A 26,944-nucleotide genomic window follows, 5' to 3' on the forward strand; every position below is an offset into this window, starting at 1 on the left:
TCAGGCGGCGCGCTAGGCGGTGTGCGCTAGGCGGCCGGCTCCGCGCGGCGCAGCGGCACGGCGGTCGCGCCGACGGGCTCGGGGACGATGCGCAGACCGGCGCCGCTGTTGGCGCGCTCCATCAGGGCCTCGATCCACTCGGGGTTGATCGTCGGCTGGCGGCTGCCCTTGAAGTCGAACTGCAGCGGGATGGTCGGGTGCATCCAGACGCCGCGGCGGCCGGTCCCGGCGTTCGGGCTGGCGTCGAGGGTGAGCAGGAAGCGCTCGTCCCGGCGGAACTTGTTGATGATGACGATCTGCAGATGGGCCAGAGTCCGGTCGTCGACCTCGATGGCCGCCGGAGGAGTGCCGTACATGATGCTGCCCATGGTCTTCTCCCGTTCGCACGAAGACAGGAGCCTGTCCCTGTCGCTAGAAAGACTGTCTACTAGTTTGACTAACGATGTCAAGCCGGGCCGGATGAACGGACGGTGACGCCGGGCGCGCCCCGAGTACCGACGCCGAGGACGCGTTCTCGGCAGAGAACGTGGAGGGTGCGGCCGGGCCGAGCGTCTCAGGCGCGGCGTCGCTCGACGGTCAGCTCGTGGTCGGCGTCGTCCTCGAGGACGTCGCCCTGCTCGCCGGGGATCTCGACGATCTCGCGGACGGTCTGCAGGAAGCGGACCACCGCGCTCGCCTCCTCGGGGGAGAGCTGCTCGGCCGCGGCCAGCATCCGCTGGTTCATGTCGTCGAGCGTCTCGCGCACCTCGCGGTGGGAGGTGGGGGTGGCGACGATCCGGATCGCGCGCCGGTCGCTCGGGTGCGGCTGGCGGAGGACGTGACCGCTCTTGACCAGGCGGTCGATGAGGACGGTCGTCGAGGCGGAGGAGATGCCGAGATAGGCGGCGAGGTCCTTCGGACTGACGTGCTGGCCGCCCTGCTGCCGGCGCATGAGGAACTGGACCGCGAGCAGATCGTTCTCGCCCATGCCCATCGATCCGCGGGTGCGTCGGCGCATCGCGCTCTCGGCCGTGCGGAAGGCCCGCATCGCGCCGAGGACCTCGGCGGCCCCGGGCGCGCTCGGGACGGCCGGGTGCCGGAGGGCAGCCGGTCGAGTCAGCGCGACCTCGTCCATGCACCACAGCTTAGACAGTCATGTAGCAAGAAGATCTAGTCATGTACAACCCCGTCCTGGTGCTTGTCCTCGGCGACGCCAGACGGTACGAATGGACAAGCTAGTTAGACGAGCTAGCGAAATCTGGAGGACGGAGGACGGCATGCTCGACACCGCACCGGTCCTCCCGCTCTCGGACCCCCTCCTCGGCACGACTCTCGCCGATCGGTACCTCCTGCTCGAGCGCATCGGCGAGGGCGGCAGCGCGACGGTCTTCCGGGCGCGCGATCTCCACCTGGCGCGCTCCGTCGCCGTGAAGGTCTACCGCGAGGTCGCCGACACTCCGAACGAGCGGTCGCGGCGCGAGCGCGAGGTGCGCCTGCTGATCGACTCCCGCCACTCCTCGATCGTCGAGATCCTCGACCAGGGCGAGATCGCGACGGAGGAGGGCGCGCTCGCCTTCCTCGTCCTCGAGTACTTCGACCCGGCCGACCCCGCCGCCGGCTGGTTCGCCTCGGGCGACGAGGAGCTGCTCGCCGAGGTCGGCGCTCAGCTCGCCGACGCTCTGGCGCACCTGCACGCGCGGGACGTCCTGCACCGGGACGTGAAGCCCGAGAACGTCCTGGTCCGCACGCGGTCCGTGGTCGCCGCCGGTGCTGGGCACGAGGCGAAGCTCAGCGACTTCGGCATCGCCCGGGCCGTCGACGACGCGCGGCTCACCCGCTCGGACGTCCTGGTCGGGACTGCGGCGTACCTCAGCCCCGAGAGCCTCGGCTCCGGGACGGTCGGCCCGGCGTCCGACGTCTACTCCCTCGGCCTGGTGCTGCTCGAGGCGGTCTCCGGGCGTCGCGCCTACACCGGCACCACCCTGGAGATCTCGCTGCAGCGGATGCACCACGCCCCTGTCGTCCCCGACTCGGTGCCCGAGCGCTGGCGCGGGCTGCTGACCGAGATGACCCGCCTCGACCCCGCCGCCCGCCCGAGCGCCGACGAGGTCGCGCGCCGACTGTGGTCCGGACTGCGCGACGAGCCGCGGGCCACACCGCTGCGCAGCGGCGTGCACGGGGCGATCGCGGCGCTCTCGGCGGTCGCGGTCGGCGTCGCCTCGACGCTCGCGCTGCTCGGCCGTCTCGGCTGACCTGTCGCCCCGGCAGCGCTTCCTCGGTCGACGCGCCCCCTCGGCCGGCCCGTCGACGGCGAGGCCGGGTCCCCGCGGTGCTGCGCTGTCCAGGTGGCAGGCAGGAGTGCTGTCGTAGTCTCCCGGTGACCGTCGACCCGCTGACCGTCGACCGACGCCGACCGTCCGCTGCACCGCCGCGGACCCGAACGGAGCCGATCCCATGAGCCCGCGCCGCCTCTTCCGCATCCTGTCGATCCTCGAGGCGGTGACCTGGACGCTCCTGCTCGTCGGCATGCTGCTCAAGTACGCCGTCGGAGTCGGCGACTGGCCCGTGAGCGTGGCCGGCCCGATCCACGGCTTCGCGTTCCTCGCCTACGGGGCGGCCGCACTCGTCCTCGCGGTGAACCAGCGCTGGACCGTGGGAGCGACCCTGCTCGCGCTGGCCAGCGCCGTGGTGCCGTACACGACCATCCCGCTGGAGCGCGGCTTCGAGCGGCGGGGGCTCCTCGAGGGGGACTGGCGCCGTGAGGCGAGCGCCGACCCGCGCGACCGGAGGCTCCCGAGCCGGCTGCTGCGCTGGGCGCTCGGCCGCCCGGTCCTCGCGGCCGCCCTGGTGCTGGCCGCTGTCGCCGCGGTCTTCGCCGCGCTGCTCGTCGTCGGCCCGCCGGGCGGCGGCGAGGCCTGACGCGCCTGATCGGGTCACCCGCGGAGCGGTCGCATCGAGATCCCGCGTGAGCACTCCGGCGCGGCGGTTCTCGATACGCCCTTCGGGCTACTCGACCAGCATGTGCGGACGTGCGCCGGCATGCTTGCGCGCTGTTCATGCTGATCGAGTAGCCCGCGGAGCGGGCGTATCGAGATCCCCCACCGTCAGAACGGTGCGGGTACATCGGCGAAGCGGGGCCCGGGTGGCGGCTCGGGTGGTCGGCCGGGGAGCGGCGGTGGCCGGTTGCTGATCCGCCGGCCGGTCGGGCTCGTCCAGACGATCGTTCCGTCGTCGTGTCTGACGTACGTCCACTGGTCCCCGTGCCGGATGTGGTGGTGGGACGTGCAGAGCGAGACGAGGTTCTCCAAAGACGTCTCGCCGCCGTTGCGCCACTCGAGGGTGTGGTCGGCCTCGCTTGTGCTGGCGGGCCGGGTGCAGCCGGCGAAGCGGCAGGTCTGGTCCCGCAGCTGCAGGTGCAGGCGCATCTGCGGCGGAGGGACCCGGTAGGTGCGGCCCACGGAGACGACGGCGCCGGTCTCCGGATCGGTCAGGACCCGGGTGAAGGAGGCGGCCGTGCGGATCAGCTCGCGGGCGATCGGTGCGGGGACCGGGCCGTAGCCGTCGAGGTCCGCGGGAGCGTCGTCCAGGCCCACGGCCGTCGACGCGGCGAGGGTCAGCCGGACCTCGGCTCGCACTCCTGGGACGAACGTCGGGTCCGGCCGATGATGAGGGTCCGGTGTCGTGCCGGCGATGTCGCCGTCGCAGAGGAGATCGACGGCCGCGTCGGCGCTGAGCTGCTGGAGAGTACGCGGATCGCCGTCGTCGCGGAGGGTGCGCGCGATGCGGCGCAGCCGGTCGTACGCGCCGGTCACCGCCGGCGCGGGACCGTGGACGCAGAGCGTCGCCATGCCGTCGACGTCCGGGGTGACCCACACCGCGCGGTCTTCGCGGGCACGCGCGTGCCGCTCGGCGAGGGGCTGCTCGTGCAGCTCCTCCCGCCAGCGGGGCAGGGCGCGGCGCAGCTGTGTGGTCGTCATCGTGACGACGGCGTCGGCGGCGCGCTCGTCGAGTGCCGCGCGGGAGGCTTCCGGGAGGCTGCTCGCGGTTCTGCAGATGGCCTCGCCGGCCTGCCAGAGGATCCGCGCGTCTCTCAGCAGGGCGCGGGTGAGGGGCAGGTGCTCCATCAGCATCTGCGCGGTTTCGAGGCGTCGGGAGACGTCCCGCTCGGACACGCCGAACGCCACCGCCAGCTCGGCGCGGATGGAGCGCTCGACGAGGTCGCGGGTCTCGCTGCGCGTCGCGCCGCGGGCGAAGGATTCCGGGACGGTGAGCGCGACGCGGTAGCCCCGGTGCATCCGTTCCGCAGCCCTCAAGCGCGTCGGGGACGCGGCGCGCTCGGCGGCGGCGGCGTCGGTGAAGCAGTCGCGCACCTCCGCGAGTGCTGCCGCATTCTCATCTTCTGACATACGCGTATTGAAGCAGGGACCACCGACGGCCGGATCGGAACCATGCGCTGACCGGGGACAACGCCGTGGGATCACGGGTGTGGAGGAGGCTCGCTCCCGGATGTCTCGGTGATGGTGGGTCTCGATACGCCGCCGGAGGCGGCTACTCGACCAGCATGCCCGGCCGCCCCTCCGGGCTACTCGACCAGCATGCCCGGCTGCCCTGCGCGGCGCTCGGCCGGCACGGGCACTCTCTTGCTGGTCGAGTAGCGCGCGCAGCGCGCGTATCGAGACCCACTTGCGTCTGAAGGACGGGTCTGCAGACCGGCCTCGCTGATGACGGTGGATCTCGATACGCCCTGCGGGCGGCTCGATCAGCAGGGGATGCGGCGCGGCGTCAGGACGTGCGGGTCGCGGCGTCGATCAGGATCTCGGCGGCGCGGCGGGCGTGCAGGGCGGGCTCGGGGGTGCCCGAGATGGCGGCGGTGGTCTGCGCGCCCTCGGCCAGGAGGGCGAGCTGCGCGGCCAGCTCGGCGCCGCCGCCGACCTCCTCGGTCAGCACGGCGAGGAACCTCTGGAAGGTGTCCTTGTGCTCCCGGGCCAGCTGCGCGACCGCCGGGTTGGACGAGCCGAACTCGCCGAAGGCGTTGATGAAGCTGCAGCCGCGGAAGGAGTCCTCGGAGAACCAGTCGAAGAGGAAGTCGTAGATCGCCAGGAGCTTCGGCCGGGCGCCGGTCGCGGCGGCGACCCGGCTGCGCACGCCGAGGGTCCACTGCTCGTGGCGGGCCTGCAGCACGGCCAGCACGAGCGACTCCTTGCTCGGGAACTCCGAGTAGAGGCGCTTGAGCGAGACGCCGGCGGCGGTGCGCAGCGCGTCCATCCCGACCGACTGGATCCCGCGCTCGTAGTAGAGGCGGTCGGCAGCCGCGAGGATCGCCTCGCGGGGAGGCGTTGCTTCGAGGGTCGGCGGCGTCATCCCTCCATCGTAGGCGCAGAGGGAACGCGCGTTCTCGGATGTCCGACATCCATCGGCCTCGGCCTCGGCCCCGGCCGCCTCGGCGGCGGGCCCCGGCCGGTGTCGGACGCTGCTGCTAGCGTCGGGCGCGCCCGGACCCCTCCTGATCGTCGCCGGCGATCGGGGCCCGCGCGAGAGGCGGTCCCCGTGGTTCTGGCGATGCAGGCGGACGAGTTCGGCGGGCCCGAGGCCCTCCACGCGGTGACGGTCGAGCCCGGCGAGCCCGGTCCCGGCCGGGTGCGCATCCGTGTGCGCGCCGCGGGCGTCAATCCCGCGGACGCGAAGCTCCTCCGCGGTCTCTTCGGCCGCGGACGCACCCCCGTCCGCCCCGGCAGCGAGGTCGCCGGAGTGGTCACCGCGGTGGGGGAGGACGCGGCCGGGCCCCTCGGCACCGTCGCGGTCGGCGACGAGGTGGTCGCCTTCCGGGTCTCCGGCGGCTACTCCGAGGAGCTGGTCGTGCCGGCCGCCGCGGTCCTGCCGAAGCCGCCGGGCCTCGCCTGGGAGCAGGCGGCCGGACTCCTGCTCACCGGCACGACCGCGGTGCACCTGCTCGAGGCGACGCACGTCTCCGCCGGCGACACCGTCCTGATCCACGGGGCGAGCGGCGCCGTCGGCAGCCTCCTCGTCCAGCTCGTGCGCGAGCGCGGCGCGCGTGCCGTCGGCACGTCCAGCGAGCGGGGCGCCGCGATCGTCGAGCGCTTCGGCGGCGAGTCCGTGCGCTACGGGGAGGGGCTGGTGGAGCGGGTGCGCGCGCTGGCGCCCGAGGGCGTCGACGTCGCGCTCGACACGGCCGGCACCGACGAGGCGCTCGACGCCTCCGTCGCGCTCGTCGCCGACCGCTCCCGGATCGCCACCGTCGCCGGCTTCGAGCGCGGCGCGGCGCTCGGCGTCCTGTTGCTCGGCGGCGGCGAAGGCGCCGATCCCGGCACGGCCCTCCGCGACGCCGCCCGGGCACCGCTGCTCGAGCGGGCCGGCCGCGGGGAGCTCGAGGTGGTGCTCGGCCGCTCCTTCCCGCTCGCCTCGGCCGTGGAGGCGCTCGCGCTGGTGGAGTCGGGCCGCGCCGGCGGCAAGGTGGTGCTCCTCCCCTGAACGCCGTCGACCCCAGCGCCGCAGACTCCCGACCCGTGGACCCGCGCCCCGTCGACCTCGGCGCGAACGGCCCCTTCGACGTCGTCGGCGCCGCGAACCTCCTCCTGCACCACTCACTGCCCGGGGTCGAGCGGGTCTCCGACGACGGTCGGCGCCTCGAGCGCCTCGTCACCGTCGGGTCGCGGGCGGTGCCGCTCGCGCTCGAGCTGACCTCGTCCGGCGTCCGCGTCACGACGACCGACCCCGCCGTCCTCCCGCTGGTCCGCGCCTGGTTCGACCTCGACTCCGACGTCGAGGCGATCGGCGCCGCCCTCGCCCGCGATCCGCTGCTGGCCCCGATGGTCGCCGCCCGGCCGGGACTGCGGGCGACGCAGTATCCCCAGCCGTTCGAGGCCGCGGTGATGGCGGTGCTCGGCCAGCAGGTGTCGGTCGCGGCGGCGAGGACCTTCGGCGGGCGCGTCGTGACAGCGTTCGGCAGCGAGGGCGAGCGGGGCCTCCACTCGTTCCCGACGCCCGAGGCGCTCCTCGCCGGACCGATCGAGGAGCTGCGCGCCGCGATCGGCGTGACCCGGGCCCGCGCCGCGACCGTCCGTGCCGTCGCGTCGGCCTTCGCCGACGGGCTGGTGCTCGACCGCGCGGGCGATCTGCCGGAGCAGCGCAGGCTCCTGCTCGCGATCCCCGGCATCGGCCCGTGGACCGCCGACTACCTCGGCCTCCGGCTGCTCGGCGACCCGGACGCGTTCCCCGCGGGCGACCTCGTGCTGCGCCGCGCCCTCGGCGGGATCGGCACGGCGGCGGCGGACGCGGCCTCGCAGGCCTGGCGTCCGCACCGCGCCCATGCGGCGTTCCACCTGTGGGCCTCGACGGGCGCGGTCTGAACCCGTCGGAGCAGCCCGAGCGCGTCCCGCCTAGCCCGAGGAGGCGCGCACGACGAGGGTGCCCTCGAGGAGGGTCGAGCCGGTCACGCCGCCGACCAGGCGGTCGAGGGCGGCCTCGGCCAGCGCTTCGAGCGGCTGCCGCAGCGAGGTGAGCGGCGGTGCGCTGTACTCGCCCTCCCAGGTGCCGTCGAAGCTCGCGACCGCGATGTCGTCCGGCACCCGGAGCTCCGCGTCACGGAGCGCGCGGAGCACGCCGATCCCGATCAGGTCGGAGGCGGCGAAGACGGCGTCGGGCCGAGGCGACAGCCCGGCCAGGACCCGGCCGGCGGCCCAGCCGCCCTCGCGGGAGTAGTCGCTGCGGAGTGCGGGACCCGGCTCCCGCCCGGCGTCGAGGCACGCCGACTCCCAGCCGCGCCGACGGGCCTCGAACCGGCCGCGGTCGTCCTGCTCGACGTCGCCGACGAAGGCGATGCGGCGCCGCCCCGTCTCGAGGAGGTGGCGGGTCACCGCCGCCGCGCCGGCCTCCAGGTCGACGCCGACGCCGTTCGCCCCCGACTCGTCGCTGCTGTTGAGCTGGAGCCAGGGCACGCCGAAGGCGTCGATCGACGTCCGGTCGACGGGGCCGCCCGCGAGGAGGAGCACCCCGGCGATCTGCCGCGCCGTCAGATCGCGGAGTCGGGCGTGCAGGGCGTCGACGTCCGGGATCGAGGTGACCACGAGCAGATCGAGTCCCCGGCTGCGCGCCGCGTCCTCGACGGCGCTGGCCAGCTCGGTGAAGAGCGGATTGGTGAACACCCGACGGCTGCCGACCGGGGCGAGCAGGGCGATGGTCCGCGAGGTCCCGGTCCGCAGGGCGGCCGCCGTGGCGTTCGGCCGGTAGCCGAGCTCGGCGATCGCCGCCCGCACCCGCGCCGCGGTCGCCTCGGCGACGGGCGCGGTCCCGGTGAGCGTGTACGTCACGACGGCGTCGCTGACGCCGGCCAGGCGGGCGACGTCGCGCCGAGTGACCCGTCGCGAGGTGTTCATCGCAGCGAACCTACCGCGCCCGCGCTGACAGCGCCCGCCCCGCCCGCGCCCGTCCGAAGGGAGTCACCCGCCTCAGCTCGCGGACGGCTGCACGCTCCCGACCCGGGTCACCTCGTAGAGCACTCCGCGCTCCGGGTGCAGGAGTGGCGGGACGAGTCCCGCTCGGCCGAGCAGGGCGCCGGACAGCTCGAACGCCCCGCCGTCCTGCGGCCACCAGATCGCGTCGCGGACCGCGGCGTCCCGCGCGCCGATGACGACGGGGGCGACCCGGTACACCGACTCCGGATCGAGGCCGGGCAGGCGGACCCGCCCGGGGGAGACGACGCCGGCGCGGGCCAGCGAGACGTACGCGAAGACGGCGGCCGAGCGGTCGGGAGCGACGACACCGTGCACCGCGATCGTCTCGTCCGGGTGGTCCAGGCGGACGAGGTCGCCGCCGTGCAGCAGCGGCCGGAGCCGCTTGTGCAGGGCGATCCACTGGCGCAGCTCCTCGAGCTCCTCGTCGCCGGCGGAGCGCAGGTCCCACTCGACGCCGAGGTGGCCGAACAGCGCCGTCAGAGCGCGGAAGGACAGGTCGTGCACGCGGCCCGTCGTGTGCGAGGCCCCCGACGCGATGTGGGTCCCCATCAGCTCCGGCGGCAGCAGCTGGCCGGTCCAGCGGTTCATCTGCTGGCGGTCGAGCGGGTCGTTGTTGTCGGAGACCCAGACGCGGTCGGTCCGCTCCAGGATCTCCAGGTCGATCCGCGCTCCGCCCGAGGAGCAGGACTCGATCTCGAGCCCCGGGTGCAGGGCCCGGATCTCGTCCATCAGCCGGTAGACCGCGAGCGTCTGGCGGTGCACGCCCGGCGCGCCGTCGGGGCGCCGGCCCGCGTCGGTGAGGTCGCGGTTGTGGTCCCACTTGATGTAGCCGATGTCGTACTCGTCGAGGATCGCGAGGATCGCGTCGCGGAGGTGGGCGAAGCAGTCCGGATCGCCCAGGTCGAGGACCTGCTGCCAGCGCGACTCGGGCGGCATCCGTTCGCCGGTCGAGAGGATCCACTCGGGGTGCGCCCGGGCGAGGTCGGAGTCCGGGTTGACCATCTCGGGCTCGAACCAGAGCCCGAACTGCAGGCCGAGGGAGCGCACGTGGTCGACCAGGGGGTGCAGTCCGTCCGGCCAGACGTCGCTCGAGACGGTCCAGTCGCCCAGGCCGGAGTGGTCGTCCCGGCGGCTCCCGAACCAGCCGTCGTCGAGCACGAAGCGCTCGATCCCGAGGTCCGCGGCGCGGTCGGCCAGCTCGACGAGCGCGTCGAGGTCGTGGTCGAAGTAGACGGCTTCCCACACGTTGATCGTGACGGGCCGCGCCGAGTGCGGGTGGCCCGGCCGGGCGCGGAGCTGCCGGTGGAAGCGCCGCGCGACCTCGTCGAGTCCGTCGCCGTAGACGGCGTGGATCCACGGTCCGGTGTAGGTCTCGCCGTGGGCGAGCCGGACCTCGCCGGGCAGCAGCAGCTCGCCGCCGCCGAGGGTCTGCACGCCGGTGTGCACGCGCTCGACCTGGTGGACGTGGTTGCCGGACCACGCGGTGTGCAGGCCCCAGACCTCGCCGCGGGCGAAGCCGAAGCCGGGCTCGCCGACGCTGAGCAGAGTGGCGGCGTCCGCCCCCGTCCGCCCGTGCCGGCCCTCGCGGCGGTGCGCGCCGACGATGACGGCCGAGCGCTGCGGCACGCGCTCCTTGCCCCAGCGGCCGGCGAAGTCGAGGATCTCGCTCGCCGAGGGCGGGGTGGGCAGGCTGAGCAGCAGCTCGTCGACCTGGTAGCCGTCCTCGCCGAGGTTGGTGAGCGCCGCCCGCATCCGCAGCACGCCGGAGGGGTCGAGGACGATCACGATCTCGAGGCCGAGCGCGGCGACGTCGTCCTGGGCGCGGACCACGAGCGTGCCCGCGCCGGCGTCCGCGATCTCGCCGGCCGCAAGGGCGGCGCCGTCGAGCTCGAGGCTCGTGGTGCGGAAGGCCGGCGACCAGGCGGCCCCCGCGCGGGATCCGCTGAGGCCGGGCCGACCGGTCCAGCCCGTGGAGTGCTCGAGGAGCACCGCGAGACGGATCGGCTCGTCGATGTCGTTCGGGCCGACCGGGGCGACGCCCGAGAGCACCAGCGCGTCGAACGCCGCCCGATCGAGCGGCCCGCAGTCCGCCCCCCAGTGCGCGACCGACGGGAGCCGGGAGTCGCTGAGGTCCAGCACGAGGGCGACTCCAGCGCTGCGGAGGACGACTCCGGTCGAGGAGGTGGCGAGTGTCACGGTGATTCTTCCTGTTCTGCCCGGCTCAGGGCTGTTCTGCCCGGCTCAGGGCGCGGACGGTGTGCAGCCGCAGGACTCCCGGAGGAGCAGCTCCCCGCGGAACAGCGTGTGGTGCGCCTTGTCGGGCGTGAAGTCGATGATGGTGTCGATCGCAGCGCGGGCCATCTCGCGGACCGGCTGCTTGAAGGAGGTGAGCCGCGGAACGCTGAACGCGGACTCCGCGGTGCCGTCGTAGGAGATGATCCGCAGGTCCTCCGGGACGCGGAGGCCGAGGTCGGCCGCGCCGCGGAGGACGCCGATGCCGAGGAGGTCCGAGCCGGCGAAGACGGCGTCGGGCCGGTTCGGGGTGTCCAGGAGCATCCGCGCCGCCTCGATCCCGCCCTCCCGCGTCCAGGTCGTGGTGACCACCGGACCGGGCTCGAGGCCGATCTCCTCGATCGCCTCGGCCCAGCCCAGCACGCGCGGGTCGGTGGTCTGCTGCGAGCTCGCGCCGATGACGAGTCCGACGGAGCGGCAGCCGTGCACCTCGGCGAGGTGCTGCACCACGGTCCGCGCGCTGTGGCGGATGTCGACCCCGACGCTGGCGGCGCCGTCCGCGGGATGGAAGGCGTCGATCCACATCACGGGGACGGGGAGCGAGTCGAGGGAGGAGCGGTCGCTGGCGTGGCGGACGCTCGAGAGCATCACGCCGTCGACCCCGCGCTGCGAGATCTCGTCGAGCAGCCGCACCTCCGTCTCCAGGCTCTCGTGCGAGTTCGCGATGAGCAGCGCGTAGCCGCGCTCCGTCGCGGCGATCTCGAGCTGCAGGGCGTACTCGGAGAAGAAGGGGTTGCTCACGTCGGCGACGATGAGCGCGAGGGTGTGCGTCCGGCCGGTGCGCAGGGCGCGAGCGGTGGAGTTCGGCCGGTAGCCGAGCTCCTCCATCGCCGTCCGCACGCGCTTCGCCGTCTCGGGAGTGACGTGCTTCGCCCCCGTCATCACGTAGCTGACGACGGCCGAGCTCACCTGCGCCCGCTCCGCGACGTCGTTGCGGGTCGGGCGCTTGCGGGGGGTGGTGATGTCCGGCACGGGGTCTCCTCGAGTAAGCGACGATCGGCGGAGAGGGGGACACGATCGCCCCCTCTCCGCCAGTCTGGCCGAAGCGCTACTGGAACAGCGCGTTCACCTGGTCGTTCGCCGACGACAGGGAGGACGGGTCGGCCTGGCCCTCGAACACCGCGTCGACCGCCGGCTGCATGATGCCGTTGATCTTCGCCGCGTTGTCGGAGATCGGGAAGAGGAACGTGGTCCCCTCGTCGACCTGGCCGGTGAAGGCCGTCACGTCGATCCCGCGCTCCGCGAAGGCGGCCTGGGCCGCGTCCGAGCCGGAGGGGATGGCCGGGAAGACGACGCCGGCGGCGCCGATGACGTCCTGGCAGTCGGCGGAGGCCATGTACTCGACCCACTTGGCCGAGGCGGCCTTGTTGTCGGAGCCTGACCAGATGGAGTCGGCCAGGCCGTTGAACATCGTGGCGCGCTTGCCGTCGGGGCCGGTCGGGGTCGGCGCGGTGCCGACCTGGATGTCCTTGAGGCCGTAGAAGGAGTTGATGTTCCACGAGCCGTTGGTGATCATCGCGTACTTGCCGGCGCCGAAGGTCTGCGTCGAGTCGCTGCCGGTGACGGCCGCGAGGGAGGGCATGTAGCCCTCGTCGATGATCTTCGCCATCCAGCCGATGGTCGCCTGGAAGCGCTCGTCGTCGTAGTTGTACTTCGTGCCCCAGGGGTTCTTGTCGGTGTAGCTCCAGCCGGTGGTGCCGGCGTACATCGACCACTGGGTCTGGCCGTTGCCGCCGCCGGACTGGCCGTCGAGGCCCAGGCCGTAGACGGCGACGCGGGTCTTGTCGAAGCCGGGCTCGTCGCCGCGGACGCCGTTGACGTCGACGGTGAGGTGCGCGATGGCCTTCTCGTAGCTGCCGCCGTCGTCGGGGTTCCAGTCCAGGCCGGCGATCTGGTCGGCGGTGTAGCCGCCGTCCTCGACGAGAGCCTGGTTGTAGAAGATCGCGGTGGTGTCCCAGTCCTTGGGCAGTCCGTAGCGCTCGCCGTCCTCGCCGACCCAGAGGTCCGCGAGGCCCTTCTGGTACTGCGAGACGTCGACGCCGTCCTTCTCGACGACGCCGTCGAGCGAGACGACCTGGCCGTTGTTCACGAAGTCCGCGAACTTCGAGAGGTGGTCGGTGAACACGTCGGGGGCCGTGCCGGCGACGAAGCCGTTGGTGAGCTTGGTCCAGTAGTCGTCCCAGGAGTACTGCGAGATGGTGACGCTCACGTCCGGGTTGGCGGTGTGGAAGTCGTCGGCGCACTGCTGGTAGGCGGCCTTCTGGTTGTTGTCCCAGAGCCAGTAGTCGATGGTGCCGGAGGCGGAGCTGGTGTCGATGTCGGCGCTGTCGCCGCCGCCGCTCGCGGCGCCGCCGGAGCCGCCGACGCAGCCGGTGAGTCCGAGGGTGAGGACGGTGGTGCCGGCCAGGACGGCGGCGGATCGTCGGAGGATGCGGGTCATGGTGCTGGTTCCTGTCTGCTGCTTCATTGCACGGGAGGGAAGGGAGGGGAGAGGAGAAGGGAGAGGAGAAGAGGAGGGGAGAGGGGAGGAGGAAGGGAGAGGAGAAGGGGAGCGCGGGCGCGTCACTTGACGCCCGAGAAGCCGATGGAGTCGACGATGCGACGGCCGAAGGCGAGGAAGAGGAGGAGGACGGGGATGGCGGCGACGAGGGTCGCGGCCATCAGTCCGGCCCAGTCGGGGCTGCCGCCCGGGGTCTGCGAGCGGAAGACGCCCAGGGCCACGGTGAGGACCCGGCTCTCCTCGGTGTTGCCGGCGAGCAGGGGCCAGAAGTAGTCGTTCCAGGTGTTGATGTAGGTGAGGATGCCCAGCGTCGCGAGCGGCGCCGTGCTCATCGGCACGATGAGGCGGAAGAAGATCCGCAGCTTCCCCGCGCCGTCCAGCTCGGCCGCCTCCTCGATCTCGCGGCTGATGCCGAGGAAGAACTGACGCAGGAAGAACACCGCGAAGGGGGTCATCAGCAGCGTCGGCAGCGAGAGTCCGATGAACGAGTTGAGGAGCCCCAGATCGCGCATCAGGACGAAGTTGGGCAGGGCGGTGAAGATCGGCGGAACCATCAGCGCGGTGAGGAAGAGGAAGAAGACGGCGTCGCGGCCGGGCCAGCGCAGTCGCGCGAAGGCGTAGGCGGCCAGCGAGCAGAAGAGCAGCTGGCCGAGGGTGACCAGGGTGGCGTAGGCGACCGAGTTGCGCAGGTAGAGCCAGAAGTTCACGGAGGCGCCCGACCCGCCCTCGGCGAGGGCCTGCTCCTGGGTGGAGAAGCCCAGGACCCGGGCGAAGGCGCCCCAGGTGAAGTCGACGGGCAGCAGCGAGGTGGTGTCGGTGGCGAGGGCGTTCCCGGTCGAGAACGCGGTGCGCACCATCCAGTAGAAGGGGAAGAGGGTGACGACGAGGGCGAGGATCAGCGCGATCCAGGCGACGACGCGGCCGACGGAGGGCCGGCGGGCGGGCCGGGTGCGCCGGGGAGCGGGCGCGGGGGAGGCCGCGGCGGCGGGATCGAGGGCGACGGGAGCTGCAGTGGTCATCGGCGTTCCTTAGGCGAGGTCGGACTGATCGGCGCGCAGCAGCCGGAGCTGGATCAGCGCGACGCCGGCGAGGATGACGAGGAGGACGACCGAGATCGCACTGGCGTAGCCGAAGTCGTTCTCGCCGAAGCCGACCTGGTAGATGTAGTACTGCATGACCCGTGTGGCGTTCACCGGGCCGCCGCGGGTGGTTACGGCGACCGTGTCGAAGACCTGGAACGAGCCGGTCACGGTGACGACGAGGACCAGCGCGAGCACCGGCCGCAGCAGCGGCAGGGTGATCTTCCAGAACGAGCGCCACTCGCTCGAGCCGTCGATCGCGGCCGCCTCGTAGACGTAGCTCGGGATGAGCTGCAGGCCGGCGAAGACCAGCAGCGCGGTGTAGCCCATGTGCCGCCAGACGTTGACGAGCGCGATCGTCGGGATCGCCCAGTTCGAGTCGGCGAAGAACGGGATGCGGGTGAGCCCGAGGTTCTCGATGACGCTGTTGACGAGGCCGAGCTGGTAGTCGAGCAGGAGGAACCAGATCATCGCGGCGATCACGTTCGAGATCAGGAAGGGCAGCAGGATCGCCCCGCGGATCACCACGGACTGGGTGAGGCGGTGCATCAGGACGGCGAGGCCGACCGCGACGACCGTCTGGACGACGATGTTGATCAGGACGTACTCGAGGGTGACGCCGACCGAGTTCCAGAACAGCGGGTCCGTCGCCAGGCGCACGTAGTTGTCGAACCCGATGTACGACGGCGCGCTCATCAGGTTGTAGTCCGTGAAGCTCAGGTAGATGCCGCGGATCGTGGGGACGACGTAGAAGGCCCCGAAGCCGACGGCCGCCGGGAGGATGAAGGCGAGCGCGACGAGCAGCTCGGAGCGGCGCGCGCGGCGTCGCCCGAGGGACATCGTCGGGCGGATCCGGACCGCGCCGGTGCCTTGTCCGGTGCCTTTCCCGCTGCCCTGCCGGGTGCGCCCCTCGCGGAGAGCCGTCATCGTGCGCACCCGGTTCGTCGCGCGGTCGACCGTCGTGAAAGCAGCAAGAGATGACTCCTTCGTCATAGTCCGAGCAGGTGAGGTGGCGCCCGTTCCGCGGTGCGGAGGGAGCGTGCTGCGAAGGAAGCTACACGAGTAACCGGGAGGAATTCAACTGTTGAAAGAATGTACTTACATAACTACAGTCATGCTCGGCTCCGAGCAGTGCTGCCGGGTCGGAGAGAGAGCATCATGACGATTCCGCCCGTGGATCCCGCACGCATCGCCGTGCAGATCGACCCCGACGGCGCCTTCGCCGACGTCCGAGGCTCGGGCGTCCGCGTCCACCTCGTCGAGACCGGCTCCGGCGGTCTGCGCGTCGAGGTCGGAGCCGTCGCCGCCGTCTCTCGGGTGCGGCTGCGCTGGGCCGCGGCGATCCCCGAGGACTGCCTGGTGCTCGGGGACGCGTGGGAGCGCTCCTACGGCGAGCTCGAGTGGCGCGGCGTCCGCGCCGAGCGGATCCTGCCCTGGACGGCCCTCGTGCACCACCCGCGCACGGGCACGACCGACGGCTGGGGCGTCGAGGTGGGCGGCGCCTCGTTCGCCTTCTGGCAGGTCGACCGACGGGGAGTCACGCTGACCCTCGACCTGCGCAGCGGCGGCGCGGCGGTCGTCCCCGGCGACCGCGTGCTCACCGCGGCGATCGTGCACGTCGTCTCCGGGAGGGAGGGCGCGTTCGCCGTCCAGCGGTCGCTGCTCCGCCGGCTCTGCCCCCAGCCGCTCACGACGGGCGGGCCCCTGGTCGGCGCGAACAACTGGTACTACGCCTACGGGCGCGACTTCGGCCTCGCCGCCGTCGTCCGCGACGCGCGCACCATCGCGGACCTCGTCGGCGACCACGCGGTGCGCCCGTTCGGAGTCGTCGACGACGGCTGGAGCTCCGCCGGGACGGCCGACGGCCTCGCGGCCTCACCGGGTCCCTGGCGGGCGGGTCGCCCGGACCGCTTTCCCGACATGGCCGAGGCGGCGGAGGCCGTCCGCGCCGAGGGCGTGCGGCCGGGGGTCTGGTTCCGGCCGCTCCTGACGCGCGAGGAGCCGATCGAGGGAGTGCGGGCCGGGCGGGACGGGGCGCTCGCCCTCGACCCCAGCTCGCCCGCCGTCCTCGAGCTCGTCGCGGAGGACACGGCCCGCCTCAGCGCCTGGGGCTTCGAGCTGATCAAGCACGACTTCTCGACCTACGACCTCCTCGGCTCGTGGGGACCGGACTTCGGCGCGGCGCCGGGCTCCGGGCCCGCGCTGCACGACCCCTCCGTCACCACGGCCGAGGCGCTCGTGCGCTTCTACGCGACGGTGCGCGCGGCCGCCGGCGAGGCGCTCGTGCTCGGCTGCAACATCGTCGGGCACCTCGCCGCCGGGCTCGTGCACGCCCAGCGGGTCGGCGACGACACCTCCGGCCTGCACTGGGACCGCACCCGCCGCGTCGGCGTCAACGCGCTGGCGTTCCGCCTCGCGCAGCACGACGCGTTCTTCACCCTCGACGCGGACTGCGTGCCCAGCACGACCGCCACCGACTGGGCGCTGAACCGCCGGTTCCTCGACCTCATCGCCCGCAGCGGGACCGCGCTCTTCGTCTCCGTCGATCCCGCGACGCGGACCGACGCCGTCGACGCCGACCTCGCGCAGGCGCTGCGGCTGGCGCTGGACGGCGGCACGCCCGGGGGAGTCGCTCCGCTGGACTGGCTGCACTCGCCGACGCCGTCGCGGTGGTCGGCGGGCGACGACGTCCTCGAGTACGACTGGGTCGGCCCGGACGGTGCCGACGCCTTCGAGCCGTTCCTCGCCGGGAGTCCGGACCCGGCACTCTGAGCGGGGGCGGGCACGGCGCCCGCCCCCCGCTCAGTGCGTCAGACCCGTGCCGACGCCGGGAGCGGCTCGCCGACCGCGACCGGGGCGTCGCCGTGGTCGGGGATGGGCAGTCGGGCCCCGTTCTGCCGGGCGGACTCCATCGCGACGAGTCCGGGCAGGGTGTAGCGAGCGGCGACCCAGGCGTTCACGGTCGGCAGCGTGCCGGTCGAGACGGCGCGGACGAAGTCGTCCACCAGGAAGTGGTGCGAGCCCTCGTGCCCGTTCGGCGCGCCCTCCAGCTCGCCGGGGAGGCGTGCGGCCTCCTCCTCGTGCACCGGTGCGTGGCCGCTGACGAAGGCGGCGCGCAGGGCGGGCGAGACGTTCTCGAGGCGCGGGTCGTCGTCCGCCATCGTCGCGGTCGTGGCGAGCTGCTCGGTCACGTCCTCGACGCCCTCGCCGGTCTGCCAGACGCTCGTCTGCACGAGCTGCTCGAAGACGCCGGTGGTGCCGAAGAAGCGGAAGCGGCTCTCGCGGAGGAAGGACGGGTAGCCGACCCGGCGGAACTCGTTGATGCGCATGGAGCCGCCGCCGTCGAGCTCGAACAGCGCCGTCATGTTCGAGAAGTCGTTGCCGAACATGCTCACGTCGGTGTCGAAGACCCCGTCGTCGAGGTGGTCGCGCATGCCCGTGCAGCTCACGCTGGTCGCGTGCATCGGCACGGCTCCGAGCACGCCGCCGATGGAATGGGTCGGGTACCACATCGGCGGGTAGCTGGCGGTCGACTTCCAGTCGTCGCCGCCGCTGTAGCGGTAGGCGTCGTAGAAGCCGTGGTCCATGTCGTGCAGGTAGTCGCCCTCGAGGTAGAAGACTCGGCCGAAGGCGCCCTCCTCGTGCTTGCGCCGCGCGAAGACCGTGGCCGGGTTGTACTGGCTGGTCTCGCCCATCATGTAGGTCAGGCCGGTCGCGGAGACCAGCTCGATGATCTCCGCGATCTCGTCGGCGTCGCTCGCCATCGGGACGGCGGAGTAGACGTGCTTGCCCGCGCGGAGCGCCCGAGCGACCAGGGGCCCGTGGGTCCAGCGCTGCGTGAACAGGGCGACGGCGTCGACCGCCGGATCGGCGAGCATCGCCTCGAAGCTCTCGTGCGTCCCGGCCAGTCCCTCCGACTCGACGAGCGTCTCCGCGCGGCTGTCGAGGACGTCGGTCACGGTGATCGCGCCGACTCCGGGGTGGCGGTGGAAGAGATCGGCGAAGTGGCGGCTGAACTGGCCGGCGCCGACGATTCCGAGGGTGAAGGTCATGGTTCTCTCCTAATGCCGACGACGATCGGTGGCGCGGCGGACCCAGTTCAGCACGCGGGTTTACTCGTGTCAATAACGAGGAACTCGAGAAGACCGGACAGCGCGGAGTGGCGCAGGAGCAGAGCCGCGCAGGAGCGGCCCGCGACCTAGGTCAGGTACTCGACGTCGTCGTACTGCACCGAGGCGTCGTCCGGATCGAACTCGTCGACCGGCACGTCCTCGTGCTCGAGGATGACGGCGACACCCGGGGAGACGAGCACGCAGACCTCGCGGTCACCGGCGACGGTGAAGCTCACCATGCCGCCGCGCTCGCGGACGGCCTCGACGAGCTTCTTCTCCAGCTCCTCGGTGTCGAAGGAGAGGGCGAGCAGGAAGCGGCGGCCGTCGATGCTCAGGCTGGTGCGCCGCGTCGTGGGAGCGGGCGTCGGTGCCCCGCGCCGCTCGGAGCCGGGGGTGACGGCGCGCACGCGCATCGGGGAGGCGTGCATCCGGATCACGGAGTTCATTCGGGATCCGGCCGGGACTCGTGGTGGCGGAGACCGTGCGAGCGACGGTCCTCCTTCATCTCGGACTCGAAGAGGTGGCGGCGACCGGCGGCGAGCTCGTCGCGCGCGGCGCGCTCCTGGTCGCGGAAGGCGGCGTAGTAGCCGTCGTCGTAGTCCTCGACGATCTGGAACGTCCAGCGGCCCTCGATGACGTTGCGGCCGACCAGCTCCTTCTCCAGGGTGTCGGCCAGCTCGTCGCGCCCCGCCTCGCGGAAGGCGTCGACTGCCTCGCCGAGCGCGAGGTCCGCGGCGCCGGTCAGCCGGTGGAAGCCGTAGAGGAGCCCGCGCGCGTGCTCGACGGTCTCGAGCGCCTCGGAGAGCTTGCCCAGCGCAGCGACGGTGGCGTCGTCGAGACCGTCCGGACGCAGGTGCGCGGAATCGGGGTGGTCGTGTGAGCTGGTCATCTCCGAGAGCTTAGGCCGACCGTATTCCGCTGTGACCCCCTTGCGCCGCCGGCCCGAACCGGTCGTGCCGCGGCTGAGCGGTCTCGAAGGCGGGCGTTCAGGCGCGGCGGATCGGCGCGAAGCCGTCGGTCTTTCCGGGGTCGTGGAAGTCGCGGACCAGCCGGGCGACGAGGTCCGGCTTCTCCACGATCACGCCGTGGCTGGCGCGCGGGACGACGGCCAGCTCGGCGTCCGGGATCGCGTCGTACATCGCCAGGACGTGCTCGGAGCGGATCTCGTCGTCGTCGCCGAAGAGGAGGAGCGTCGGCACCGCGAGGCCGCGCAGGTCCGCGGTGGTGAGCTCCGGCTCGCTGGCGTGCAGCGCGTCGAGCTTCGCGACGACGACGTCCCAGTGCGCGGCGCCGTCGGGTGAGACCTCGGCGTAGCCGTCCCTCAGGAAGTCGGGAGCCTCGCCGTCGAGCACGCCGGGCAGCCAGCCGTCGCGGTGGAAGACGCCGGAGGAGAAGGCCAGGCTCGCCACGAGGTCGGGGCGACGGAGGGCGACGTGCAGGGCGACGATCGCGCCGTCGCTGTGGCCGAGGAGGTGCACGGGGGCGCCGGGCAGCGACTCGATCAGGGCGATCGTGTCGCGCGCCATCGCGGCGAAGCTCAGGGGAGCGCCGGTGTCGGCCGTGCGGCCGTGCCCGCGCTGGTCGGGCAGGTGCAGTGTGTAGTCGCCCTGCAGCTGCGCCACCAGCGGCTCGAGCGAGCGCGAATCGGTGCCGCCCGGGTGCAGCAGGACGAGGGCGGGGCCGTCGCCGACCCGGTGGCTCACGAGCGGAACGGCGTCCTCGATCATGCGGCGAGCGTAGCCCCGCGCTCGCGCGGCGGGAAGGATCGCTCGCGCGGCAGGAGGGCTGGCCCTCAGCGGGCGGGGACGCGGACCGGTAGCGCGACGAGGCGCACGTCGCGCAGCTCGCCGTCCTCGGCGACCGCGGTGAGGTACGTGCAGGCCGGCTGACGGCGGCGGTCGGTCGGCGAGCCGGGGTTGAGCAGTCGCATCCCGGCCGCGGTCCGCGAGTCCCAGGGGATGTGGCTGTGGCCGAAGACGAGCAGGTCGGCGCCGGCGTGGGCGGCGTCGGCGCGCGCCTCCCGCCCTGCGGCGGGGCCGGTCTCGTGCACGACGCGGACGTCGAGGCCGGCGATCTCCGCGTGGGCGACCTCGGGGAGGCGCGCCCGGAGCCCGGCGGGGTCGTTGTTGCCCCAGACGCCGAGCAGGCGCGCGGCCCGCGACTCGAGGGCGTCGAGCGCCGCCTCGTCCACCCAGTCGCCGGCGTGCACGACCAGGTCGGCCTCGTCGACCGCCCGCCAGACCTCGTCGGGCAGTGCCTTCGCGCGCTTGGGGAGGTGCGTGTCGGCGAGCAGCAGCAGCCGGACGGGGCCGTCGAGCCGCAGCATCGGCGCGGTGGGTCGCCCGTCCGGCATCAGAGCGCGGGGCCGGGGGTCGGCTCCACCCCGCCGTCGGCGCCGGGCTCCTCGGCCGTCGCGGAGTCGCGGAGGCGGGCGTCGAGGGCGTCGAGCGCGGGGACGAACCAGAGGTGGTCGCCGCGGTTCGACTCGACGACGAAGTCGTGCAGGGTGCTCGAGGCCGAGACCTGCTCGGTGATGTCGCCGACGACCACGAGCCGCTTGCCGTACATCACGAAGCGCTGCACGAACTCGCCGGCGATGCCGGAGCGGAGCCGGAAGAACTCCGGATCGAGGCGGCCGACCGGGACGACGATCGTCTCGGCGTCGCTGCCGTAGATCTCGCCGATGACCGCGAGCGCGTCCTCCGAGGTGGAGAGGGCGGGCCCGTCGTCGTCGACGAGGAGGAGGGGGACGCCCTGGCGGGTCTCGGTGCGCATGGACCCAGCCAACCACGTCACTCCGTGCACGTCACTCCGCGCGGAACGAGCGCAGCCGCAGGCTGTTCAGCACCACGAAGACGCTGGAGAACGCCATCGCCGCTCCCGCGACCAGCGGGCCGAGGAGGCCCGCCATCGCCAGCGGGATCGCCGCCACGTTGTAGGCGAAGGCCCAGAACAGGTTGCCCCGGATGACGCCCAGGGTCCGCCGGCCGAGCCGGAGCGCGTCGGGCACGCGGGCGAGGTCGTCGCCGACCAGGGTGACGTCGCTCGCCTCGATCGCCGCGTCGGAGCCGGCGCCCATCGCGATGCCGAGGTCGGCGGCGGCGAGGGCGGCCGCGTCGTTCACGCCGTCGCCGACGAAGGCGACCGTGCGGCCCTCGGAGCGCAGCCGCTCGATCACCGCGAGCTTCTCCTCCGGCAGCACCTCGGCGATCACCTCGTCGAGGCCGACCGCGGCGGCGACGGCCGACGCCGCGCGCGGGTTGTCGCCGGTCAGCATCAGCACGCGGAGCCCCCGGGAGCGGAGCGACGCGACGGTGCGCGCCGCCTCGGGCCGCGGCTCGTCGCGGAGGACGGCGAAGCCGCGCAGCTCGCCCTCCCAGCCGATCCCGACGACGGTGCCGCCGTCGGCCGCGGCCTGCTCGGCGCGGGCGGCGAGGTCGCCGGGTGCGTAGCCCCACTGCTCGTCGAGCCAGCGCAGGCGCCCGGCGACGACGAGGCGGCCGTCGACCCGTGCACGGACGCCGAAGCCGGCGCTCGCGCGGAACCCGGTCACCTCCGGGATGCTCAGCCCGCGCTCCTCCGCGCCGCGCACGATCGCGGCGGCGAGGGGGTGCTCGGAGCCGCGCTCGACGGCCGCGAGCAGGCGGAGCGACTCGTCGTCGCTCGCCGCCGCGACGGTGAAGGCGCCGGTGGTCAGCGTGCCGGTCTTGTCGAGGACGACCGTGTCGACGCGGCGGCTCGTCTCGAGCACCTCGGGTCCGCGGATCAGGATGCCGAGCTGCGAGCCGCGGCCCGTGCCGACGAGGACGGCGGTCGGTGTGGCGAGGCCGAGCGCGCAGGGGCAGGCGACGATCAGCACGGCGACGGCGGGTGAGACGGCGGCGGCGAGGTCCGCCCCGGCGAGCAGCCAGCCGACGAGGGTCGCCAGCGCGAGCAGGACGACGACCGGCACGAAGACGGCGGAGACGCGGTCGGCGAGGCGCTGCACCCGCGCCTTGCCGGCCTGCGCCTGCGAGACGAGGCGGCCCATCCGGGCCAGGGTCGTGTCGGAGCCGACGCGGTCGACCCGGACGGTGAGCACGCCGTGCGCGTTGAGCACGCCGCCGGTGACGACGGAGCCGGGCCCGACCTCGACCGGCACGCTCTCGCCGGTCAGCAGGCTCGCGTCGACGGCACTGGAGCCGTCGAGGACGGTGCCGTCGGCGGCGACGACCTCACCGGGCCGCACGCGCAAGCGGTCGCCGACCGCGAGGGTCGCGGCGGGGACGCGCTCCTCGGAGCCGTCGGCGGCGACGCGGGTCGCCTCCTTCGCGCCGAGCCTCAGCAGTGCGCGCAGCGCGGCGCCGGCGTCGCGCTTGGAGCGGGCCTCGAGCCAGCGGCCGGCCAGCACCAGCACGGGGACCGCGGCGGCGACCTCGAGGTAGATCTCGTCGTGGCCGGAGCGGGTGCCGAGCAGCTCGAACGGCATGCTCATTCCGGGCCGGCCGGCGTCGCCGAGGAAGAGGGCGTAGAGCGACCAGGCGAAGGCCGCGGTGGTGCCGAGGCTGATCAGGGTGTCCATCGTGGTCGTCCCGTGCCGCAGCGCCCGCCAGGCGGTGCGGTGGAACGGCCAGGCGCCCCAGACGGCGACGGGCGCGGCGAGGGTGAGGCAGAGCCACTGCCAGTTCGCGAACTGCAGCGCGGGGATCATCGACAGCAGCACGACCGGCGCGGCCAGCAGGGCCGAGACCGTGAGGCGGGTGCGCAGGACGCGGCGCTCGGCTTCGGCGGCCTCCTCCTCGCGGGACGGGGCGCCGTCGTCCGTGCCTCCGTCCGTGCCGTCGTCCGCCGCGGGCGCCGCTCCGGAGACCGTGGCCGTGTAACCGGCGGCCTCAACCGCGGCGATCGCGTCGGCGGCCGTGGTGCCCTCGGGCAGCGCGAGCGTGGCGCGCTCCAGGGCGAGGTTGACGCTCGCTCGGACGCCGGGGAGGGCGTCCAGGCGGCGCTCGACCTTGGCGACGCAGGACGCGCAGGTCATGCCGCCGATCGCGAGCTCGAGCTCGGCGGGCTTCTCCGAGCGGCCGGTCGCGGCTGCGTCGGCCACGTCAGGCCAGGGGCGCGAGGCGGTACCCGGCGTCGGCGACGGCGGCCGCGATCTCCTCGCGGCCGAGCGGACGGGAGGAGCCGACGGTGACGGTGGAGACGCCGTCGGGGAGGAGGGAGATGTCGACGCTGTCGACCTCGGGGTAGGCGGCGAGCTCCTCGGTGACGCTGCGGACGCAGTGCTCGCAGGTCATCCCGGCGACGCCGAAGCTCTGCACCGAGGCGCCGCCGGCGGCGGAGCCGTGCCCGGACGCGTGCGCGGAGTCGTGACCGCCGCAGGCGCAGGCGCCGCCCGACCCGCAGCCGCCCCCGGACCCGCCGACGGCTCCCTTAGCGGTGAGTCCGAGATCGAGGTGCGCGGTCATGCTGTTCTCCTTGCGTGGGGCGGGGGACCCGGTGGAGGGATACCCCCCGGGGGTACTCCCATCGTAAGCCCGTCGGCGCTCGCGGGCAAGGCGGAGGCGGAAGGCGGGAGAATCGACGGAGGAGCGCCGCGGTCCCGAGTGCTCCGGGGGAGGGGACATGGCCGCCGCACCGACGCCCGACTGGGGCGCCCCGCCGCCGCACGCCTCCGCGCATCCGCTGCCCTCCGATCCACTGCCCCCGCGGCGCCGCTTCGAGCCGACCGCACTGATCACCTCGCCGGCCGAGGTCCGCCGGGCGCGGGGCGCGCTCGCCGCGCAGCTGCGGCAGACGTCCCCGGCGAACCGGCGGCGGCTGGCCGAGTTCGCGGCGGTCGCCGACGGGGTCGCACTGCTGCGCGGCCGCGAGTTCGACCGGGCGCTGCGGCGGATCGCGGCCCCGGCCGCCGCCGTCGCACCGGACGCCACGGGCGTCGTCACCCTGGGTCCGGACGGACCGGCGCTCGCCGGGGAGCGTGCCGACGCCCTGGCCATCGCGGACTGGAGCGACGTCCTCTCGGTCGAGGTCGGCACGGTCGCGCACGGCGCCTTCCGCGTCCGCGCCGTCGTGCTCGCTGTGACGGCGGCACGGCCGGAGCGGGGCGCCGCCGCGGGCCAGGGCTTCCGCGGCCTGGTCTCCGAGGCGGCCCGCGCCTCCGCCGCCGCCCTCGCCGCGCGGGCGCGCCGCCGCGTGCTGGTGCCGCTCGTGGTCGCCACACCGGGGCCGCTCGGCTGGACCGTCGCCGACGACCGCACCTTCCTCCTCGCCCTCGACCGGGTGCGCCGCGCGCACGGCGCTCGATGAGGGCCCGGCTGCCGTTCGCGCTCGCCGCGATCGGCGCGCTCGCGCTCGGGCTCGCCCTGCGCTTCCTCCTGGTCGGCCTGCTCGCCGACGTCGCCGGCAGCGTCCTCTACGTCGTGCTCGTCGCGCTGCTGGTCTGCGTGCTGCTGCCGCGGATCCCGGCGGTGACCGCCGCGGGGATCGCCCTCGCCTGGTCGATCGCGATGGAGCAGCTCCAGGCGATCGGAGCGGCCGCCCGACTGGTCGAGCTGTGGCCGCCGCTGCGGCTCGTCGTCGGCAGCACCTTCTCCTGGCTGGACATCGCCGCGTACGTGCTCGGCGCGGTGGTCGCCGCCGCCGTGCTGATCGCGGTGGCGCCGCGCGGTCGCTTCGAGCGCGAGGAGCCGGGGCGGGACGAGCCGGGCCGCGGAGAGCCGGGGGAGCTCCGCCCGTAGGGTGGGCCCATGCACGAGGCGACACCGGCACTGCCCCCCGCGAACGACCGAGCGCACGCGGACGACCGGGCGCACGACACCCGCCGCGACCGCCGCACGCCGGAGCCCGTCGACCGCTTCGCCACCGGCGAGGAGTTCCCGGAGTACCGGGTCGACCTGGAGCGGATCCGCTTCTCGCCCTACTTCGCCCGGCTCTCCGCGGTCACGCAGGTGATCTCGCCCTCCGGCGTCGGCCAGGTCGTGCACAACCGGCTGACCCACTCCATCAAGGTCACCGCCGTCGCCCGCGCGATCGCGATGCAGCTGACCACCACCGACACCGCTCAGCGCGAGCTGGTCGAGCGCCTCGGCGGCTGCGACCCGGTCGTGGTGCAGGCCGCGGCCAGCGCGCACGACCTCGGCCACCCGCCGTTCGGGCACCTCGGCGAGCAGGCGCTCGACCGCCTGGCCCGCGAGAAGCTCGGCCTCGAGGAGGGCTTCGAGGGCAACGCGCAGTCGTTCCGGATCCTCTCCGAGCTCGACGTCTGCGAGACGGTCGAGGCGGGGCTGAACCTCACCGCCGCCTCGCGCGCCGCGGTCCTCAAGTACCCGTGGGGCCGCACCGTCTGCCGCCCGGACCTCGAGACCGCCGACCCGACCGAGCTGCCGCGCGGCTCGACCGCCAGCCGCTGGGAGACCGCGCCGCCCAAGTTCTCGGCCTACACCCTCGACCTCGACGACCTGCTCGACTCCCGCACCGGCTTCACCGCGATCGCGCCCTGGCAGCAGACCCTCGAGTGCTCGGTGATGGACGTCGCCGACGACATCGCCTACTCGCTGCACGACCTCGACGACTTCTACCGCGCGGGCGTGCTGCAGCAGGCGGCCGTCGCCGTGGAGTTCCGCGCCTTCCTCCGCGAGCAGAACGCGCTGGCCGCCCTCGACGCCGACGAGCTGTGGGCGCGCGCCCCCGGCCACTCGCTGGAGATGCTGCGGCGCCGTCTGGTGGCCCGCGACCCGTGGATCGCCAGCGACGAGCACTTCCGCTCCTCCGTCGAGCGGGTCTCGGCCGAGCTGGTCGAGGGCCTGCTCGCGGTCCCGTTCGACGGCTCCACCCGCACCGAGCGGGCGATCGAGTCGTTCGTCTCCTCCTGGATCGGCCGGCTGCAGCGCTCGGTGCTCGTGCTCGCCGAGCCGAACGTGCGCTCCGGGCACCTGACCCTCCTGCCCGACGCCTGGCACGACGTCGCGGTGCTGAAGTTCGTGCACACCCGCTTCGTGATCGACCGGCCCGACTTCGCGACCTATCAGCGCGGCCAGTCGCAAGTGCTCGGGACGCTGGTCACCCACCTCGACGCCTGGCTCGACGACCCGCGCGACGGCCCGCGCGCCCCGCAGAAGCTGCTCGACCTGATCGAGCTGGCGACCGACGGCTACTTCCGCCTCCGCGCCGACCGCCCCGAGTGGCTGCCGGCCGGCGAGCGCGGCCGCCCGCGGGTCGACGCGGAGTCTCTGCAGCGCCTCGGCCGGGCCCGCGGCGTCGTCGACTACGTCGCCACCCTCACCGACGAGCAGGCGATGGCGCTCGCCGCCCGCCTCCGCGGCGACCGCGAGCCCTGGGCGATGGGCACCTGACCCCGCTCGCGCACCCCGCGGCTGTCGTCCGCACCTCCCCTCCGGCTCCCCTCCGTTCGCACCTCCGTTCGCACCTCCGGCTCGCGAAACCGGCTACGGCTCGCGAGACCGGCGGACTCCGACGAGCCGAGGCGGTCTCCGCGAGCCGAACCTCGGCCGCCCGTTCCTCCGCCGACAC

At 73.7% G+C, this 26,944-nt stretch carries 26 protein-coding genes; 8 read left to right on the forward strand and 18 right to left on the reverse strand.

Features of this window, described 5'->3' with window-relative positions; translation table 11 throughout:
* Nucleotides 1-26: 26 nt before the first annotated feature.
* Both EDF35_RS15410 and EDF35_RS15415 read right to left on the reverse strand, forming a co-directional pair.
* The gene (locus EDF35_RS15410) at nucleotides 27-368 is read right to left on the reverse strand and encodes an ATP-dependent DNA ligase (protein ID WP_123705407.1); all 342 of its coding nucleotides are present in this window, start codon (nucleotides 366-368) and stop codon (nucleotides 27-29) included.
* 185 nt (nucleotides 369-553) lie between these two features.
* The gene (locus EDF35_RS15415; protein WP_123705406.1) at nucleotides 554-1,114 is read right to left on the reverse strand and encodes a MarR family transcriptional regulator; all 561 of its coding nucleotides are present in this window, start codon (nucleotides 1,112-1,114) and stop codon (nucleotides 554-556) included.
* Nucleotides 1,115-1,256: 142 nt separating this feature from the next.
* On the opposite strand from EDF35_RS15415, the gene EDF35_RS15420 reads away from it, so the two are divergent.
* Both EDF35_RS15420 and EDF35_RS15425 read left to right on the forward strand, forming a co-directional pair.
* Nucleotides 1,257-2,231, forward strand: coding sequence for a serine/threonine-protein kinase (locus tag EDF35_RS15420; protein WP_166674132.1), 975 nt, complete (start codon nucleotides 1,257-1,259; stop codon nucleotides 2,229-2,231).
* 202 nt (nucleotides 2,232-2,433) lie between these two features.
* Complete coding sequence (locus tag EDF35_RS15425; protein WP_133962970.1) at nucleotides 2,434-2,898, forward strand: DUF3817 domain-containing protein; 465 nt, start codon at nucleotides 2,434-2,436, stop codon at nucleotides 2,896-2,898.
* Between the two features lie 185 nt (nucleotides 2,899-3,083).
* On the opposite strand, the gene EDF35_RS15430 is transcribed toward EDF35_RS15425, so the two are convergent.
* Together EDF35_RS15430 and EDF35_RS15435 are read right to left on the reverse strand one after the other, a co-directional pair.
* On the reverse strand, nucleotides 3,084-4,385 hold the full coding sequence (locus EDF35_RS15430) for an HNH endonuclease signature motif containing protein (protein WP_133962971.1): 1,302 nt from the start codon (nucleotides 4,383-4,385) through the stop codon (nucleotides 3,084-3,086).
* A 376-nt stretch (nucleotides 4,386-4,761) separates the two neighbouring features.
* Entirely contained in the window at nucleotides 4,762-5,340 is a 579-nt protein-coding gene (locus EDF35_RS15435) for a TetR/AcrR family transcriptional regulator (RefSeq protein WP_123705403.1), read from the reverse strand.
* A gap of 186 nt (nucleotides 5,341-5,526) precedes the next feature.
* On the opposite strand from EDF35_RS15435, the gene EDF35_RS15440 reads away from it, so the two are divergent.
* The gene (locus EDF35_RS15440; protein ID WP_243840006.1) at nucleotides 5,527-6,468 is read left to right on the forward strand and encodes an NADP-dependent oxidoreductase; all 942 of its coding nucleotides are present in this window, start codon (nucleotides 5,527-5,529) and stop codon (nucleotides 6,466-6,468) included.
* Nucleotides 6,469-6,503: 35 nt separating this feature from the next.
* Entirely contained in the window at nucleotides 6,504-7,346 is an 843-nt protein-coding gene (locus tag EDF35_RS15445) for an AlkA N-terminal domain-containing protein (RefSeq protein WP_133962972.1), read from the forward strand.
* Nucleotides 7,347-7,376: 30 nt separating this feature from the next.
* Here the strand turns inward: EDF35_RS15445 and EDF35_RS15450 are convergent, their stop codons facing one another.
* The 6 genes from EDF35_RS15450 to EDF35_RS15475 form a co-directional block, all read right to left on the reverse strand.
* Nucleotides 7,377-8,372, reverse strand: a complete 996-nt coding sequence (locus tag EDF35_RS15450) for a LacI family DNA-binding transcriptional regulator (RefSeq protein ID WP_133962973.1) — start codon at nucleotides 8,370-8,372, stop codon at nucleotides 7,377-7,379.
* Nucleotides 8,373-8,444: 72 nt separating this feature from the next.
* Nucleotides 8,445-10,646: an alpha-galactosidase gene (locus EDF35_RS15455; RefSeq protein ID WP_133962974.1), complete on the reverse strand. Its 2,202-nt coding sequence runs from the start codon at nucleotides 10,644-10,646 to the stop codon at nucleotides 8,445-8,447.
* Nucleotides 10,647-10,691: 45 nt separating this feature from the next.
* Complete coding sequence (locus EDF35_RS15460; RefSeq protein ID WP_133962975.1) at nucleotides 10,692-11,714, reverse strand: LacI family DNA-binding transcriptional regulator; 1,023 nt, start codon at nucleotides 11,712-11,714, stop codon at nucleotides 10,692-10,694.
* Nucleotides 11,715-11,790: 76 nt separating this feature from the next.
* A complete protein-coding gene (locus EDF35_RS15465; protein ID WP_123705398.1) occupies nucleotides 11,791-13,182 on the reverse strand; it encodes a sugar ABC transporter substrate-binding protein in 1,392 nt (463 codons plus the stop codon).
* A gap of 122 nt (nucleotides 13,183-13,304) precedes the next feature.
* A complete protein-coding gene (locus EDF35_RS15470; protein ID WP_133962976.1) occupies nucleotides 13,305-14,261 on the reverse strand; it encodes a carbohydrate ABC transporter permease in 957 nt (318 codons plus the stop codon).
* A gap of 9 nt (nucleotides 14,262-14,270) precedes the next feature.
* On the reverse strand, nucleotides 14,271-15,161 hold the full coding sequence (locus EDF35_RS15475; protein ID WP_133963049.1) for a sugar ABC transporter permease: 891 nt from the start codon (nucleotides 15,159-15,161) through the stop codon (nucleotides 14,271-14,273).
* Nucleotides 15,162-15,494: 333 nt separating this feature from the next.
* Between EDF35_RS15475 and EDF35_RS15480 the strand changes: the two genes are divergently transcribed.
* Nucleotides 15,495-17,093, forward strand: coding sequence for a hypothetical protein (locus tag EDF35_RS15480; RefSeq protein WP_208323082.1), 1,599 nt, complete (start codon nucleotides 15,495-15,497; stop codon nucleotides 17,091-17,093).
* 38 nt (nucleotides 17,094-17,131) lie between these two features.
* On the opposite strand, the gene EDF35_RS15485 is transcribed toward EDF35_RS15480, so the two are convergent.
* The 8 genes from EDF35_RS15485 to EDF35_RS21275 form a co-directional block, all read right to left on the reverse strand.
* Nucleotides 17,132-18,373 (reverse strand): Gfo/Idh/MocA family oxidoreductase, encoded by a 1,242-nt coding sequence (locus tag EDF35_RS15485; protein WP_133962977.1) that lies wholly within the window; start codon nucleotides 18,371-18,373, stop codon nucleotides 17,132-17,134.
* 146 nt (nucleotides 18,374-18,519) lie between these two features.
* On the reverse strand, nucleotides 18,520-18,879 hold the full coding sequence (locus EDF35_RS15490) for a hypothetical protein (protein ID WP_123446653.1): 360 nt from the start codon (nucleotides 18,877-18,879) through the stop codon (nucleotides 18,520-18,522).
* Nucleotides 18,876-19,322, reverse strand: coding sequence for a hypothetical protein (locus EDF35_RS15495; RefSeq protein ID WP_133962978.1), 447 nt, complete (start codon nucleotides 19,320-19,322; stop codon nucleotides 18,876-18,878). Before EDF35_RS15495 ends, EDF35_RS15490 begins: the two co-directional genes overlap by 4 nt.
* Nucleotides 19,323-19,419: 97 nt before the next feature.
* Entirely contained in the window at nucleotides 19,420-20,160 is a 741-nt protein-coding gene (locus EDF35_RS15500) for an alpha/beta fold hydrolase (RefSeq protein ID WP_133962979.1), read from the reverse strand.
* 65 nt (nucleotides 20,161-20,225) lie between these two features.
* Nucleotides 20,226-20,786, reverse strand: coding sequence for a YfcE family phosphodiesterase (locus EDF35_RS15505; protein WP_243840007.1), 561 nt, complete (start codon nucleotides 20,784-20,786; stop codon nucleotides 20,226-20,228).
* Nucleotides 20,786-21,208, reverse strand: coding sequence for a DUF4180 domain-containing protein (locus EDF35_RS15510; RefSeq protein WP_123446650.1), 423 nt, complete (start codon nucleotides 21,206-21,208; stop codon nucleotides 20,786-20,788). Before EDF35_RS15510 ends, EDF35_RS15505 begins: the two co-directional genes overlap by 1 nt.
* A 31-nt stretch (nucleotides 21,209-21,239) precedes the next feature.
* Nucleotides 21,240-23,516 carry a heavy metal translocating P-type ATPase gene (locus EDF35_RS15515; RefSeq protein ID WP_279587529.1) on the reverse strand — a complete coding sequence of 759 codons (2,277 nt, stop codon included), beginning with the start codon at nucleotides 23,514-23,516 and terminating at the stop codon, nucleotides 21,240-21,242.
* Between the two features lies 1 nt (nucleotide 23,517).
* Nucleotides 23,518-23,880, reverse strand: a complete 363-nt coding sequence (locus EDF35_RS21275; protein WP_133962980.1) for a heavy-metal-associated domain-containing protein — start codon at nucleotides 23,878-23,880, stop codon at nucleotides 23,518-23,520.
* A gap of 157 nt (nucleotides 23,881-24,037) precedes the next feature.
* Here EDF35_RS21275 and EDF35_RS15525 point away from each other — a divergent pair, with 157 nt between their 5' ends.
* From EDF35_RS15525 to dgt, 3 genes are read left to right on the forward strand one after another with little or no spacing between them, the layout of a single operon-like run.
* Entirely contained in the window at nucleotides 24,038-24,721 is a 684-nt protein-coding gene (locus EDF35_RS15525) for a hypothetical protein (protein WP_123732799.1), read from the forward strand.
* On the forward strand, nucleotides 24,718-25,152 hold the full coding sequence (locus tag EDF35_RS15530; RefSeq protein ID WP_133962981.1) for a DUF2809 domain-containing protein: 435 nt from the start codon (nucleotides 24,718-24,720) through the stop codon (nucleotides 25,150-25,152). The genes EDF35_RS15525 and EDF35_RS15530 overlap by 4 nt, the downstream gene beginning before the upstream one ends.
* Before the next feature lie 9 nt (nucleotides 25,153-25,161).
* The gene (gene dgt / locus EDF35_RS15535) at nucleotides 25,162-26,766 is read left to right on the forward strand and encodes a dGTP triphosphohydrolase (protein WP_123446646.1); all 1,605 of its coding nucleotides are present in this window, start codon (nucleotides 25,162-25,164) and stop codon (nucleotides 26,764-26,766) included.
* The last annotated feature ends 178 nt before the right edge of the window (nucleotides 26,767-26,944 follow it).

This window comes from Rathayibacter sp. PhB151 (assembly GCF_004366415.1).
Lineage (GTDB): Bacteria > Actinomycetota > Actinomycetes > Actinomycetales > Microbacteriaceae > Rathayibacter > Rathayibacter festucae.